Genomic DNA, 14,370 nt, shown 5'->3' with positions numbered 1-14,370 from the left:
ATCCTGAAGTCTGGTTCTATTTGGCATTCGAATGGTCCCCGTGGTCGACCAACTGGGAAAAAGATGCGTGGGGCCTGGGACGCAATCTTGATGAATTGACAAATTCATGAGAATGCGCTATCTTAGATAGGTCTTAGCGGCTCGGTAGCTCAGTCGGTAGAGCAGAGGACTGAAAATCCTCGTGTCGGCGGTTCGATTCCGTCCCGAGCCACCTTGTTGTTTTGCGGAAGTGGCTCAGGGGTAGAGCATCGCCTTGCCAAGGCGAGGGTCGCGGGTTCGAATCCCGTCTTCCGCTCCATCGATGTACTTGAAGGAATTCACCTGAGGGTGATTTTTTTTATGCGGTAAAACGTGCAAGTATTCATTTATCATGCCGCATAGTCTACAGTAGCGAATGTGACAAAGACAGGTTGTGGGCACCGTTGGCAAAACGAACTGCGAAAGAAAAGGCGCAAATTGCTGCGTACGTTGCTCGTCTTATAGCCGGAGGGCAGTGGCTTTTGATCGTTGGTGCAATTGTGGTGGCTGTAGGGCTTTCGATTAACTCGCGTATCATGAGTGATGAGGCTGCTGAAGTAGATTGAATAACGCAGTTTGGATACACGGGCAATTCTGTGATTTGACCTTAGAAAACATTCTGTGATACTTTAAACGTATTCGGGCCGGGGTGGCGGAATGGCAGACGCTGCGGACTTAAAATCCGCTGGGGGAAACCCCGTACGGGTTCAAGTCCCGTCCTCGGCATTGCAGAAAAACCCTGTAAGAGTGCGGCTTCTCCCACTGTTGGAGAGAGCCGCTTTTGTTTGTTTTGATGAAGTTTTGCCTTGCGTGCTGCCGAAATCGCTGCCGAAATTTGTACCTGTCGAGAATGTGCCTAGATTAAATCACGGACGCGATTTTTAAATGATACTGTGTGCTCAGATCAACATAATCATTTTCCATTTGCAACAAGGGGCGCACTGGATCGTGTCGATGGATCAGGAGGATTGTGCCGATTCGGCCGTCGGTCAAAATTACGTCATCACCAACCAGCGTCTCCATCATGCGCACGAGAAACATATTGCCGATCTCCGCATCAAATTTCCCGAACATTCCAGACTGTAGCTCATCGAGCACTTGGTATAGCGGCAGTTCATCGTGATAGATCCGTTTTGAACTCATGGCGTGAAAGACGTCGGCAATCGACACGATGCGCGCAAAGAGTGAGATTTGATCAGCGGACAAGTGCAGTGGATAACCTGTTCCATCCATGCGCTCATGGTGCTGGAGTGCGACCAGGGCCTGCCTGTGGGATGCGCCGACTGTCTCTTTTAACATTTGGTAGCCGTAGATGGTGTGTTTTTGCATTTCCGCATATTCTTCTTGCGTAAGTCTTCCGGGTTTATTGAGAATATCGTCTGATACGCGCATCTTGCCAATATCGTGAAGGGTCGCGGCGAGCGTGATGGATGCGAGATCAGAGTCGTTGACCCCAAGCCATGTCGCAATCAGCGTCGACAAGATGCTGACCGCCACACTGTGCCGAATGGTGTAGTCATCCTTTGCCTGAAGCGCCTGAAGAAGCTTGTTCAAGGTGGGGTTCGCACTTATCTCGCGTACCATGGGACAGAATTTGCGCTGCACCTCATCGAGTGGGATTCGGTTGTGATGGCGCGCATAGCGAAAGATCTCTTGGAGTTGAACGGTCGCTTCGTTGACTGTCTTGTGATAGTTGAATGGATCAGGGTCATCGCGTTTGCTTTGGTAGAGTACGGGATGCTTCATCGCTCTACGGATATCGTCCTCATCAAGCACTTTATCTCTTGGCAAAACGATCGACCCGTATTGGCTGATCATGTCATCCTTTAACACTTTGCCGATCAGAAGCCGCAAAAACTGGGGGTCCGTTTTCATAGAGAATCACGCTTTCCGAATCTAAAGTTTTCTTGTGCATACTCAAGCGTATAGACGTGTATGGGTATGACAAATTCTTGATTGTCACAAAGCAGAAGAAGCTGTGCAAATCAAATGAATTCTTAGATCATCTTACCATTTTATTCTACAATTTTACATCTCTTTTGTGAGAATCTGTTCTATGCGTGAGAACCGTTTTTTTGAGTGGCTATCTGATTTCTCATGAATTCAAGCACCTTGCGATCAATGATTGCATCTTCGCTCCAGCGCTCGTCAAAGTTTTCAGTTCCAATGTAGGAGAACAGCGCTTTTTTCACCGCGTCCATGTCGTGCTCTAGGGCAGGGGGATAGCCAAGGGCGCGCAGTGAGACGGTTACTTCTTCAAGATACTCCCCTGCGAGTGGAAGGCGGTCTTCCTTACGTGTCCGCTCGAAATAGAGTCTGTGCAGCGTAAGCAGGCGAGCGAGTTCTGTGATGGGTTGGTCGTGATCGTCAACGCGCAGATCGATTGCGCGATCATTAAATCCGCCGTATCCACCGTTTTCCCTTACAATCAATAGTGAAGCAGACTGCATGCCGCGTCGATCTCCGCCTGCTGCTTGGCCGGCCGCCAGCGCTGCGATCAACCGTTCGGCGAGGGGGCCTTTTGAGGAGCGATACGATTGGGCGATAGCCTCGATCACGTCAGGGCCGTGAAGGGTGTTGCCTTGCGCCGCGAATCCGTGTTCTGCAATGCCGCCCGCATACGGAAAACAGTCTTTTCCTGTGAATGTCGCGCTTTGCCCGCGGGCATTCACAATGCCAACCTGTCGCAATTCGCGCGCGGGATCATCGCGCAAAAGATCTGCGAGCACGTCCTCGGGCGGGGTTTTAAGCTGTAACGCGGCGAGGCTGCGAGGGCCAAATGATGTGTTGGAAAATGACTGTGTGGCGATTGCGCCAACCCCTGCACTGGCATGCGGGACCACTGCGCCAACGGCCAAAAACTTCGATTGGACCGCAACGCCCAACTCGGCGGTCGCTTCATCGTAAGCGACGATAGAGTACGTGGAAACCAAGGGGATTTCGTCGTGTCGCATGATACGTTTCAATGAACTCACTCCTAAGATTCACTTCTTTATTACATGTAGTATAGTGGGTTGCGTAAGAGATGGCTAGATCGTAAACGGGGGGCTTTATACAGTGATGAATCGACAAGTGATTTTTGTAAAACGCCCTGAGGGTTTGCCGAAAATGGATTCGTTTGCATGGCGTGAAGAGGCGATACCGACTCCGGGCGAGGGGGAGGTAGTTGTGCGGACGGTTTATCTGTCCGTCGATCCCTATATGCGAGGGCGGATGAATGACACTAAATCCTACGTTCCGCCATTTGCGCTTGGCGAGGTTTTGCAAGGAGGTGTTGTGGGGCGCGTCGTGGCTTCACGCCACAACGCGTTTGCAGAAGGTGACATGGTTCTTGGCATGCTCGGATGGCAGGATTACTCGCGCGTGAATGGCAAACACCTGCGCAAACTTGATCCATCGCTCGCGCCTAAAAGCTTGGCGCTTGGCGTCCTTGGCATGCCGGGACTCACGGCGTATTGCGGTCTTTTGAAGATCGGCGAGCCAAAAGCTGGCGAAACGGTGGTCGTGTCTGGCGCGGCGGGTGCCGTGGGGATGATCGCAGGTCAGATTGCCAAGTTAAAAGGGTGCCGAGTGGTAGGGATCGCGGGAAGCGATGAGAAGACGCAGTATCTTAAAGATGAGTGTGGATTTGATGAAACGATCAATTACAAAACGGAATCTTCGATGCGTGAAGCGCTGCGAAACGTGTGTAAAGATGGTGTGGACATCTACTTTGACAACGTCGGCGGATCTCTCAGCGATGATGTAATGCAGCGCATCAACAAAGGGGCACGCATTATTCTGTGCGGACAGATCGCAGAGTACAATCTGGAGAAGCCGGATCTTGGTCCACGCCCGCAGACGCTCCTGTTAATTCGCAGCGCACTGATGAAGGGGTTCATCGTGAGTGATTACGCGCACTGTCACGATGAGGCCATACACGATCTGGCGATATGGTACCGCGAAGGGCGGATCAAAAACCGCGAGACAATCGTCCATGGCCTCGAACACGCGGTGGATGCGTTTCTTGGGCTGTTCCGGGGGGATAATATCGGGAAGCAATTGGTTCAAGTCTCTGATTTTTAAGGCTGAATCTTGCCTGCCCCTTTTTGAACATGAATGACATGCGGCAGTTCAAAAAGGGAGCAGAACCCCTCGGTGCATTGTGCCTCAGCGAAAGAGCTGCTTTGCCACACGCCATGAGTTACGCTCCACGCAAAGGGTGGCGGGCTTCCTGTACGCAGCGCCTTATTTGTTAAGCCAAACCAGCGCGTCAGGAAGCTGAGATTGCCAGAATCCCCACAAATGTTGTCCGGGCGCCTCGCGGTATGTCACGTTTGCTTGGATTGCACGCAGGCGTGTGGCGGCGTCTCTGCTGGCTGCCAAGAAATTGTACGTGCCTGACGGCGTATTCACCTCTGTTTCTTGCTCCCCGACACACATCCAGTACGCTGCGGACGAGAAAAGCAGCGCCTCGCGATCGATTGCGTGAAGGACGTCCTCGTAAAAGGCTCCTGAAAAAAGCAGCATTTTTGAAAAGGCTTCATCATCACTTGCGAAAATGCGCAAGGTGGCTGCGGCGCCAAGCGACACGCCTGCCATGTAGCGCTCCTCTTGGTCGACCGGATAGAGATCTTCGATGAAAGGAACGCATTCGTTTAGGACAAACTCATCATACGCGGCGCCCCGTTTTCCGTGATACGCGTAGTCATCTGTCCGATGAGCGGGATTTACGGCCATCCCGACGATGTACATCGGCTGGAGTTGTCCGCTTGTAATCAGTCGGTGCGCGATTGTTGCGATCCTCCCGTGTGTAAAAAATTCCCGGCCATCGTGGCAATAGAGGACAGGGTATTTCGCGTTTTCTCCACCCGGTGGAATGTAAACCTTCAAATCGCGCGCCTCGTGCAACGCCTGGCTGGCGACGGTGTGAGAGACCACTTTTCTTGATAAACCTTCATTTTGAGCCATTTTCCTCACGCCTTTAAAAAAGATATTCGCAAGATTACCTGAACTGTATTATACTATGATCATCATCTGTTTCACACGATGGAAAATCCGAAGACGTTGGGGGGATTTCCCTTGAGTTCAGTGCTTAACGCGCCAAATGATATGTTGCAGATTCTCGATGTGGATGGTCATGTCGTCAACGAAGCGTTGTTGCCGCAACTTTCCCATGATGAACTTCGCGCGATCATGCGCAAAATGGTGTTTACTCGCATTTGGGATCAAAGGGCTATTAAATTGACACGTCAGGGGCGTCTCGGCTTTTATGCGCCTGTCGCAGGCCAAGAAGCCTCCATGATTGGCAGTGAGGCGGCTACGTCAAAAGAAGATTTTCTGCTTCCGAGCTACCGCGATGTGCCGCAGGCCGTCTGGCATGGGTGGCCGATGTACCAAGCGTTTCTCTATTCGCGCGGACACGTTCACGGCGGTCAAATGCCCGAAGGCGTCAACGTTCTGATGCCGCAGATCATTATCGGCGCGCAGATTGTGCAAGCAGCGGGCGTGGCGCTTGCGTTCAAGTTGAAAAAGGAAAAACGCGTTGCCTTTACGTATATCGGCGACGGTGGAACGTCGCAGGGCGATTTTTACGAGGGTATCAATTTTGCAGGAGCCTACCAGGCGCCGGCAGTCTTTATCATACAAAATAACCAGTTTGCAATTTCTGTTCCGGTTCATCTTCAAACAGCGGCAGAGACACTTGCGCAAAAGGCGGCAGCCGCCGGTATTCCGAGTGAGCGCGTGGATGGAATGGATGTTTTGGCAGTTTATTCGGCGACCAAACGGGCGGTAGAGCGCGCGCGGGCGGGTGAGGGGCCGTCACTGATTGAGTCGATGACGTTTCGCTTTGGGCCACACACGATGAGTGGCGATGACCCGACGCGTTATCGGAGCAAGGAACTCGAAGAGTCATGGCAGCGCCGCGACCCGCTGGTGCGTTTTCGCGCGTATCTGGAAGGCCAAAGTCTGTGGAGCCAGGCGGATGAAGAAGCGGTTATTGAGGAGGCCAAAACGGCCGTGAGCGAAGCGCTGGCAAAAGCAGATGCGCAGCCGAAAATGACCGTTCCCGAATTGATTGATGTGATGTTTGAGCAGTTGCCAGATGACCTGCGCGCACAGCGTGCCGAGTTTGTGAAGTGAGGGGGAGAATTTTGTGGCACAGATGACGATGATCCAAGCGATCACCAGTGCGCTTGACAATGAACTGGCGCGCGATCCAAGCGTACTTTTGTTTGGGGAAGACGTCGGACAGAGCGGCGGCGTTTTTCGCGCGACTGACGGTTTGCAAAAAAAGTATGGCGATCAACGTGTGTTTGACACGCCGCTTGCAGAATCGGGCATTGCAGGATTGGCGACGGGCCTTGCGCTGCAAGGGTTTCGACCGATTGCAGAGATTCAGTTTTTCGGATTTGTCTTTGAAGCGATGGATGAAATCGCGGGCCAGGCTGCGCGCATGCGCTTTCGCTCAGGTGGCCGCTACACGTCGCCCATCGTCTATCGCGCACCGTTTGGCGGCGGTGTGAAAACGCCGGAGATGCACGCTGACAGCCTGGAGGGCTTGTTGCTTCAAACCCCCGGACTAAAAGTGGTGATTCCCTCGAATCCGTACGATGCGAAAGGGCTTCTCATTTCTGCAATCCGCGACAACGATCCCGTTTTCTTTTTGGAGCATATGAAGCTCTACCGCTCAATGCGCGCGGAGGTGCCTGAAGAGGCGTACACACTGCCGCTCGGAAAGGCAGCTGTCGTTCGCCCCGGCAAGGATCTGACGGTCGTGGCCTATGGCGCGATGGTTCACACAGCGCTAAAAGCGGCGGACCAATGGTCAAAACAAAAAGGTGTTGAGGCAGAGATTATCGATCTGCGCACGATCAGCCCGATTGATATCGAAACGATCATCGAGTCGGTCAAAAAGACGAACCGCGCGGTTGTTTTGCAAGAGGCACAGCGAACGGCTGGCGCAGCGGCAGAGATTGTCGCGCAGATCAATGAGCATGCGCTTTACCATCTTGAGGGGCCGGTCAAACGCATCACGGCGCCTGATACGGTCTATCCGTATGCGCAAATCGAAGAAGAGTGGCTTCCCAGCACGGAGCGTGTGCTGACAGGATTTGAAGCGGCACTCGCACTTTGAGAAGGGGGAAGCAACGTGGCACTCTATGAATTGCGGTTTCCTGAATTGGGTGAGGGGCTGCACGAGGGTCGGATCGAAAAGTGGCTCGTAAAACCGGGTGATGTGGTGAAGGAAGACGATCCGATCGCTGAAGTCGAGAATGACAAGTCGATGGTTGAACTGCCGAGTCCGATCGACGGTAAAATCACGCAGATTCATGTCGAGGCAGGCGCGACGGTCGTGGTTGGCGATTTGATCATGTCGTTTGAAGTGGAGGGTTCTGCAGACGCGGAACCTTCGCTTGGAACAACACATGCAGCAAGCGACACAGCGCAAGCCTCTGTACAGACGACTGCTTCGGCGTCTGCCACAGAAACAAAGGCAGTGACCGCTCCAGCAAAAGGCGCGACGCAGCCGCAGGGTGTTTCTTCGCGCGAGATTCTCGCCGCGCCGTCTGTGCGCAAGTTTGCGCGCGAGTCAGGTGTTTTTTTAGGCAATGTCATTCCGACGGGGCCGAATGGAAAGATTTTGCGTGAAGATGTTGAGCGGTTTCTCGCGGGTGCTGATCACGCGCAAAGCGAATCCCACGATGGGGCGACCGTGATGTTGCCACACGAAGCGCAGAGCGCACAGACGTCATCCGCGGAACCTGTTCAGGGGAATTTTGCGCAGGGAGCGGCTCTTGAAGAGCGTGTGCCGCTGACGACGATTCGCAAGTTGATCGCGCAAGCGATGGTGCGCTCAAAGCACACCGCCCCCCATGTGACAGTGCTCGATGAAGTAGATGTGACTGAACTTGTCAAACTGCGTGAGGAATTAAAGCCTTTGGCGCAAGAGCGCGGCACGAAAATCACGTATTTGCCGTTCATCGTAAAAGCGCTGATTTCGGCTGTAAGGCGATATCCCGCGCTGAATGCAACTCTTGATGAAGAGCGGCAAGAACTGGTCCTTAAAAAGGAATACCATATCGGCATCGCAACGGACACAGAGCGCGGTCTGCTTGTGCCGGTCGTCCGCCACGCAGACCAAAAAAACATGTGGACGATCGCGCAGGAGATTTCCGATCTTGCGGCGCGCGGGCGCGCAGGAAAACTTGGGCCCAACGAGATGAAGGGGAGCACCATTTCAATTACAAACATCGGGTCGGCTGGCGGCCTTTTCTTCACGCCGATTATCAACTTTCCGGAAGTGGCGATTCTTGGTGTCGGGCGGATCAGCGAAAAGCCGATTGTGAAAAATGGCCAGATCGTGCCTGCGCACGTCATGGCGCTCTCTCTTAGTTTCGATCATCGAATTATTGACGGTGTTCTTGGGCAACAAACCATGAACGAAGTCAAACGTCTGTTAGAAAATCCGCGGTTGCTTCTGATGGAGGTGTAGGATTTGGTTGTCGGAGAGTTGACTGAAGAAGTTGACGTGCTGGTCATCGGTGCAGGACCGGGCGGTTATGTGGCCGCCATTCGCGCCGCTCAGTTGGGGAAGTCTGTCACGGTGGTTGACAAGGCGGATCTTGGCGGCGTGTGTCTCAATCGCGGATGTATTCCTTCCAAAGCGCTTATCTCTGCGGCGCATCACTACGAGGCGGCAAAAACGTCGCCATATCCGGGTGTCGAAACGACCGCCACGCTTGATTTTTCCAAGGTTCAGGCGTGGAAACAGACGGTCGTTGAGAAGATGACAGGCGGCGTTAAGACGCTGCTCAAAGGCAATAAGATCAATGTCATCCAAGGGGAAGTTTTTTTCTCAAAGCCAGATGAGGCGCGCGTCATGACGGAAACGGAAGGTCACAGCTATCGCTTTAATCACTGCATCATTGCGACAGGGTCGCGTCCGATCGAACTGCGTTCGATTCCCTTTTCAAAGCGCGTCATCTCCTCAGATGAGGCGCTGTCATTCGATCAGGTCCCCGAAAGTCTCATCGTGATCGGCGGCGGTTATATCGGAATCGAACTGGGGCAAACGTTTGCCAAGTTTGGGGCAAAAGTGACGATTCTTGAAGGCACCGATTCGATTCTGCCGCTGTTTGAGCCTCAATTGTCACGCCTTGTTTTGCGCAACTTGAAAAAGTATGACGTCGATGTCGTGACAAAAGCGATGGCAAAAAGCGTTGAAGAAGATGAGACAGGCGTTACGCTCACGTATGCGCTCGGCGAGGAGACGCACACCGTTCGCGCATCCTACGTGCTCGTCACGGTCGGCCGTCGTCCAAATACGGAAGAACTCGGCCTTGACACGATCGGAATCAAGTTGACGGATAAAGGCTTGATTGAGGTCGACGAAAAGTGTCGCACAAGCGTGCAAAATATCTATGCGATCGGGGATATCGTTCCGGGCGCCGCGCTCGCGCACAAGGCATCCTATGAAGGAAAAGTGGCGGCGGAAGTGATCGCAGGGCATGAGAGTGTCGTCGATTATCGCTGCATTCCGGCCGTTGTCTTTTCTGATCCGGAGATTGCGACAGTTGGACTCAGCGAGGCGGATGCAAAAGCGGAAAATAAAGAGGTGTCAGTCGGGCGTTTTCCGTATGCGGCAAATGGACGCGCAGTTGCGCTGAACGCGGATGAAGGATTTGTCAAACTGATCGCAGACAAAAAGAGCGGTCTGCTGCTTGGCGCGCAAGTGATTGGGGCAGAGGCTTCAAACCTGATCGCAGAGTTGGCGCTCGCCATTGAACTCGGCGCGACACTCGAAGACGTTGCGCTCACGATTCACGCGCACCCGACGCTTGGCGAGATGGTGATGGAGTCGGCGGAGGTTGCCCTCGGATCGCCCATTCACGTGGTGGTGCGTTGACATTATAAATCGCTTCACACGAGAGCGGGTTGCCTTGAAAGGGGTCTGAGCATGAGTGTGCAACACACGGCCGGTACGAGCCTGATTCTGCGGTTGGAGCTTGAAAATTCCATCGCTACCTTCGGCCAATTGGCAAAGACAATCGGAGAAAACGGTGGGGACATCGTCGCGGTCGACTTGATTTCCGCGACGAAAACGACGGCGGTGCGCGATATGACGGTGCAGGCGTTTGACCGGGCGCACGGGGAGCAGATTGTCAAAGAACTGCACGCGCTTCCTGGGGTCAAAGTGGTCAATGTTTCTGACCGCACCTTTCTCATGCACCTTGGTGGAAAAATAGAGATTCATGCGAAGTCCCCCGTCAAGAACCGTGATGACCTCTCGCGCGTCTACACACCGGATGTTGCGCGTGTGTGCCAGGCGATTCACGCTGACCCGCAAAAAGCATACACGCTTACAATCAAGCGAAACACCGTGGCGATCGTGACGGATGGGACGGCGGTTCTCGGACTTGGCGACATCGGGGCTGCCGCGTCTGTTCCTGTCATGGAAGGAAAGGCAATGCTGTTCAAACAGTTTGCCGACGTGGACGCTTTTCCGATTTGCCTTGACACAAAGGATACGGAAGAAATCATTCGCATCGTACGCGCGTTGGCTCCCGTTTTCGGGGGGATCAACCTTGAAGACATCGGTTCGCCGCGCTGCTTTGAGATTGAGGATCGCTTGCGTGAAGAGCTTGATATTCCTGTATTTCACGACGATCAGCACGGGACGGCCGTCGTTCTTCTGGCAGGGTTTTTAAACGCGATCAAAATTGTGCAAAAGCCAATCGAGGCGGTGCGCGTCGTCGTGACAGGTATTGGCGCCGCCGGTGTTGCTTGCACGAAAATGCTCATCGCCGCCGGTGTCAAGAACATTATCGGCGTTGATCGAAACGGCATTATTTCGAATAAGAATGAGTATGATAACGTCGCTTGGGATTGGTATGCTAAAAACACGAATCCAGCAGGTGTGACGGGGAGTCTGGCTGACGCAATACGCGATGCGGACGTATTTATCGGCCTTTCGGGTCCCGGCGTTTTGACGGTGGATCATTTGAAGATGATGAACCGCGATCCGGTTGTCTTTGCCATGGCGAATCCGACGCCTGAGATCGAGCCGGAGGTTGCTGAACCGTATGTGCGCGTCATGGCGACGGGTCGTTCCGATTATCCGAATCAGATCAATAACGTGCTGTGCTTTCCAGGGATTTTTCGGGGCGCGCTCGACTGTCGGGCGGCGGAGATCAATGAGCCGATGAAACTGGCGGCAGCGCGCGCGATTGCGGCGATTGTTTCGGATGATGAGCTAAACGAGAACTATATTATCCCGAGTGTGTTTAACAAGCGCGTGGCAAAAGCGGTCAGCCGGGCGGTGGTCGAGGCGGCAATTGCCAGCGGAGTTGCGCGCAGGGAGCGGCTCGACGGGAATTACACGACGACGTTATAGAAGGAGTGGGGCTGCTGTGCAATTGACGAGTGAGTGGATTACATACGGCGAGAATGGGAAATACACAGGGCTCCTACAATATCCGAGACGCGCAAAGACGCCGCTTCCGACGCTTGTGGTCATTCAGGAGATCTGGGGTGTTGACGCGCATATTGAAGATGTTGCGGCGCGCTTTGCCGAGGCGGGCTATGCGACGTTTGCGCCTGATCTCTACGCAGTGGATGGGGCGCGGCCGGAGGTTTTGGCGCGGGAGCGAATTGATGCGGTCAAAACCTTTTTAGACACCTTGCCATCGACTGCTTGGCACAGCCCTGACGAGCGTCAGAAGGCGCTTGACCGATTGCCTTCCCCTGAGCGAGAAAGCGTTCATGAAACCTTTGCCAAACTCTTCTCCGGGCTCAACATGGAGCTCTACATGGATCAGATGCTTGAGACGACTTCTTTTTTGCGCAGTGACGCGTGCGCGGTCAGCAGTGGCTCCATCGGTTCTGTCGGGTTTTGCATGGGTGGTGCGCTGTCCGCGCTCTTGGCGTGCCGCGACCGCGAACTGCGGGGTGCGGCCATCTTCTATGGCACGTCTCCGTCTGCCGACAACGTCACACAAGGTACCTGCCCAATCATCGGTTTCTACGGGGGGCTTGACCCGCGCATTACCGATGGAGTAACGGCGTTTGCTGACGCGATGAAGAGTGCTTCGAGACCGTTTGATTTTCATGTGTATGAAGGTGCGCAACACGCTTTTTTTAATGATACGCGCGCGAGTTATCACAGCGATGCGGCGCGTCACGCTTTTGCGGCAACGCTCGGTTTCTTTTTGCGACATGTCGCGCAGTGAGAGATCCCTTGCGAAACAGACGCCCTGACGGTGTGTCAGAGGCGTCTGTTCATTTTAGATAACCGTAATGATTACGATTTACAATTGGGCGCATCTGTGGTAATGTGAACTCAGTTGTTAATCGTAATCATTTCGCTTTATCCAATACGTCTTGGATCGATCTCAGGAGGCCTTATGATCAATCTTTGGAATCCGTCAGGGTCAATGTCACTCTTAACCGTTCTCTTGACTGCGCTGCTACTTGGCATGGTTCACGGAATCACGCCTGATGAACATACGTGGCCGATTACCTTTAGCTACTCCGTTGGAAGCTACAGCACGCGCGGCGGGATGCGGGCGGGTTTTGCCTTCTCTCTCGCATTTACGGTGCAGCGCGCGCTCATGTCTGAGCTTTCGTTTGTCGCCCTCAAACAGGTGACGCTGCTCTTTCACGCAAACGCGCTGATCTATGTGGTCGTAGGACTTGTCATGGCGCTGTCTGGCGCGTATATCCTGCGTCTTGGCCGTCACATTCACTGGCTTGGCTTTCTCGAAGCGGCGCTTACGCGGGCGCTTCGGCTCACTCCGGTGGCGGATGCTGGAATCAGCGCGCGCTCTTCTGTTCGTCTCGCGCTTTTGCACGGGTTTATCGCAGGCTTTGGAACGGGTGCTTTTGCCGTCATTGTCTATACCGTGTTGGCGCCACAGATGCCGTCTGCCTTCGTCGGGTTTCTTCCTGGGCTTTTCTTTGGCATTGGCACGATGATCATGCAAATCGCATTCGGCGGCCTCATTGGTTTTCTGATCAGCCGCATGAACGTGTCTAGCAATGCCATGGTGTATATCGCGCGCCACGTGTCTGGTCAGGTGCTGTTTTATGGCGGGCTTGTCTTTCTTCTCGTGGGCAGTTTTTCCTTGATCGTTCCGACTGAATCATGGGGATTTACGACAGGAATACATGTGCACAACCTCCATCAAATCGGTGTCGGCTTTTTTCTTGCGGTCATTCCAGTTTTTTTTATCGCTGGTATAAGCATGTTGCAGGCCATTCAGCGTATCAAAAAGGTATAGCGGGCCACATCACCTAGACATACTGTAGGTGATGTGGATGACGACCCCCGCCAATTGGACCTCTCTCAAACCTTCCATGTGTACCTTGCAGTCGGAAATCGGCCATGCCGTTGCGAGGGACAAAGGGCGATCGGGGTGTTTGGAGGTTTGATCGTGCACTACATGCGCATTACAACATCGGAAGACAAGCGCGATTTTCTCCTGTGGCTGCAAAAACGCTCGGTGGAACTCGCGAGAAAGGGAATTGTGTTCTCGCTTTCCGTCGATGATCTTGAGTGCCCGAATTATGTCGATCTGCACGTGGAAGGGATTGAATCAAAAGAGGTAGTGTGCAATCGCATTGCAATGCTTTTGTTTCGCTACTTAAGAGGGGTTTGGCTCTATCGTTTTATCGGGAGGACACTGCGGGAGCACCACAGCTATCTTGATGACGACGAACAAAACCTCCTTCAAGTGCGAGCATTTCACGAGATGGCCGTGAACTATCCTGCTGAGATTGCCAAGGATTCGCAAGAGGGTGTGGAGAGCAGATGGCCGCTTCTTTTTTTGCAGATTCGCGAATTGTTGCTCAGGCAGGGAGAAGTTCATCTGGGCGGCGTGATGACGTTTCGTTTTGCAAAGCGTCTGAATTTGATTCACGATGTGATAAAAGATACGGTCGATTCGTTTCTCGCGAATAAAGAGTATGAGGAATTTGTCAGTGTACTTCGTTTTTTTGCGGATTCTGCAAAACAGACGCCAGGTGAAATTCATCTCGTGTGTGCGCAAAACGTGATTCGCGCCTTTGAGGAAAACCGACAGGAACTCGATTTGACGCTGATGAATGAGATTGCATTGAAGCACAGCAGCCGGGATCTTCATCCGCATGATGTGCTGATGAGTGCTCTGATCACGCGCGGACCAGAGCGAATCGTCTTGCATGCGGATGCGTCTGAAATTCCCTTTTTTCTGACGGTAGAAAAAGTGTTTGGCGACCGCGTCAAGAAACGCGCCAGTGCAGAGGCGGATCCGTTTCTAAGTGAATTTTATCCGCTGGAAAAGAGTTGACACGGCAGTTTTGATGATGTAAGTTAATAGAAATGCATACGGC

At 53.2% G+C, this 14,370-nt stretch carries 13 protein-coding genes and 3 tRNA genes; 13 read left to right on the top strand and 3 right to left on the bottom strand.

Features of this window, described 5'->3' with window-relative positions; all coding sequences use genetic code 11:
• Nucleotides 1-138 precede the first annotated feature (138 nt).
• The 4 genes from ATW55_RS14780 to ATW55_RS14770 all read left to right on the top strand — a co-directional run bounded on the left by ATW55_RS14780 (nucleotide 139) and on the right by ATW55_RS14770 (nucleotide 744).
• Nucleotides 139-211 (top strand) — tRNA-Phe (locus ATW55_RS14780).
• A gap of 12 nt (nucleotides 212-223) precedes the next feature.
• Nucleotides 224-298 (top strand) — tRNA-Gly (locus ATW55_RS14775).
• A 124-nt stretch (nucleotides 299-422) separates the two neighbouring features.
• Nucleotides 423-584 carry a hypothetical protein gene (locus ATW55_RS16400; RefSeq protein ID WP_160327266.1) on the top strand — a complete coding sequence of 54 codons (162 nt, stop codon included), beginning with the start codon at nucleotides 423-425 and terminating at the stop codon, nucleotides 582-584.
• Nucleotides 585-661: 77 nt separating this feature from the next.
• Nucleotides 662-744: transfer RNA gene (locus ATW55_RS14770), tRNA-Leu, on the top strand.
• A 135-nt stretch (nucleotides 745-879) separates the two neighbouring features.
• Here the strand turns inward: ATW55_RS14770 and ATW55_RS14765 are convergent.
• Both ATW55_RS14765 and ATW55_RS14760 read right to left on the bottom strand, forming a co-directional pair.
• Nucleotides 880-1,893 (bottom strand): HD-GYP domain-containing protein, encoded by a 1,014-nt coding sequence (locus ATW55_RS14765; protein ID WP_067719715.1) that lies wholly within the window; start codon nucleotides 1,891-1,893, stop codon nucleotides 880-882.
• A 179-nt stretch (nucleotides 1,894-2,072) separates the two neighbouring features.
• On the bottom strand, nucleotides 2,073-2,984 hold the full coding sequence (locus ATW55_RS14760) for a DUF1028 domain-containing protein (RefSeq protein WP_336433227.1): 912 nt from the start codon (nucleotides 2,982-2,984) through the stop codon (nucleotides 2,073-2,075).
• A gap of 94 nt (nucleotides 2,985-3,078) precedes the next feature.
• On the opposite strand from ATW55_RS14760, the gene ATW55_RS14755 reads away from it, so the two are divergent.
• Nucleotides 3,079-4,083: an NADP-dependent oxidoreductase gene (locus ATW55_RS14755; protein WP_067719795.1), complete on the top strand. Its 1,005-nt coding sequence runs from the start codon at nucleotides 3,079-3,081 to the stop codon at nucleotides 4,081-4,083.
• A gap of 162 nt (nucleotides 4,084-4,245) precedes the next feature.
• Here the strand turns inward: ATW55_RS14755 and ATW55_RS14750 are convergent, their stop codons facing one another.
• Complete coding sequence (locus tag ATW55_RS14750) at nucleotides 4,246-4,968, bottom strand: alpha/beta hydrolase (protein ID WP_067719711.1); 723 nt, start codon at nucleotides 4,966-4,968, stop codon at nucleotides 4,246-4,248.
• Between the two features lie 141 nt (nucleotides 4,969-5,109).
• On the opposite strand from ATW55_RS14750, the gene pdhA reads away from it, so the two are divergent.
• The 8 genes from pdhA (at nucleotide 5,110) to ytxC (ending at nucleotide 14,327) form a co-directional block, all read left to right on the top strand.
• Nucleotides 5,110-6,141, top strand: a complete 1,032-nt coding sequence (gene pdhA / locus ATW55_RS14745) for a pyruvate dehydrogenase (acetyl-transferring) E1 component subunit alpha (protein ID WP_067719792.1) — start codon at nucleotides 5,110-5,112, stop codon at nucleotides 6,139-6,141.
• A gap of 13 nt (nucleotides 6,142-6,154) precedes the next feature.
• Complete coding sequence (locus ATW55_RS14740; protein ID WP_067719708.1) at nucleotides 6,155-7,135, top strand: alpha-ketoacid dehydrogenase subunit beta; 981 nt, start codon at nucleotides 6,155-6,157, stop codon at nucleotides 7,133-7,135.
• A gap of 15 nt (nucleotides 7,136-7,150) precedes the next feature.
• Nucleotides 7,151-8,494 (top strand): dihydrolipoamide acetyltransferase family protein, encoded by a 1,344-nt coding sequence (locus ATW55_RS14735; RefSeq protein WP_067719704.1) that lies wholly within the window; start codon nucleotides 7,151-7,153, stop codon nucleotides 8,492-8,494.
• 3 nt (nucleotides 8,495-8,497) lie between these two features.
• The gene (gene lpdA / locus ATW55_RS14730; RefSeq protein ID WP_067719701.1) at nucleotides 8,498-9,907 is read left to right on the top strand and encodes a dihydrolipoyl dehydrogenase; all 1,410 of its coding nucleotides are present in this window, start codon (nucleotides 8,498-8,500) and stop codon (nucleotides 9,905-9,907) included.
• Between the two features lie 51 nt (nucleotides 9,908-9,958).
• Nucleotides 9,959-11,395 (top strand): NAD-dependent malic enzyme, encoded by a 1,437-nt coding sequence (locus ATW55_RS14725; protein ID WP_067719698.1) that lies wholly within the window; start codon nucleotides 9,959-9,961, stop codon nucleotides 11,393-11,395.
• Nucleotides 11,396-11,411: 16 nt separating this feature from the next.
• Nucleotides 11,412-12,230 (top strand): dienelactone hydrolase family protein, encoded by an 819-nt coding sequence (locus ATW55_RS14720; RefSeq protein WP_067719695.1) that lies wholly within the window; start codon nucleotides 11,412-11,414, stop codon nucleotides 12,228-12,230.
• A 174-nt stretch (nucleotides 12,231-12,404) separates the two neighbouring features.
• Nucleotides 12,405-13,280: a hypothetical protein gene (locus ATW55_RS14715; protein WP_067719690.1), complete on the top strand. Its 876-nt coding sequence runs from the start codon at nucleotides 12,405-12,407 to the stop codon at nucleotides 13,278-13,280.
• A gap of 162 nt (nucleotides 13,281-13,442) precedes the next feature.
• Complete coding sequence (ytxC, locus tag ATW55_RS14710) at nucleotides 13,443-14,327, top strand: putative sporulation protein YtxC (protein ID WP_235587161.1); 885 nt, start codon at nucleotides 13,443-13,445, stop codon at nucleotides 14,325-14,327.
• The last annotated feature ends 43 nt before the right edge of the window (nucleotides 14,328-14,370 follow it).

The sequence above is a fragment of the Ferroacidibacillus organovorans genome (genome assembly GCF_001516615.1).
Taxonomy (GTDB): Bacteria; Bacillota; Bacilli; order Alicyclobacillales; family SLC66; genus Ferroacidibacillus; species Ferroacidibacillus ferrooxidans_B.
Note: the sequence above shows the minus strand (reverse complement) of the source record. Positions and strands in the feature narration are given on the sequence as shown.

Coding starts and splice junctions, on each gene's coding strand:
- ATW55_RS14765 (WP_067719715.1), bottom strand. CDS start 1,893: ATGAAAACGGACCCCCAGTTTTTGCGGCTTCTGATCGGCAAAGTGTTA.
- ATW55_RS14755 (WP_067719795.1), top strand. CDS start 3,079: ATGAATCGACAAGTGATTTTTGTAAAACGCCCTGAGGGTTTGCCGAAA.
- ATW55_RS14750 (WP_067719711.1), bottom strand. CDS start 4,968: ATGGCTCAAAATGAAGGTTTATCAAGAAAAGTGGTCTCTCACACCGTC.
- pdhA (WP_067719792.1), top strand. CDS start 5,110: ATGTTGCAGATTCTCGATGTGGATGGTCATGTCGTCAACGAAGCGTTG.
- ATW55_RS14725 (WP_067719698.1), top strand. CDS start 9,959: ATGAGTGTGCAACACACGGCCGGTACGAGCCTGATTCTGCGGTTGGAG.
- ATW55_RS14715 (WP_067719690.1), top strand. CDS start 12,405: ATGATCAATCTTTGGAATCCGTCAGGGTCAATGTCACTCTTAACCGTT.
- ytxC (WP_235587161.1), top strand. CDS start 13,443: ATGCGCATTACAACATCGGAAGACAAGCGCGATTTTCTCCTGTGGCTG.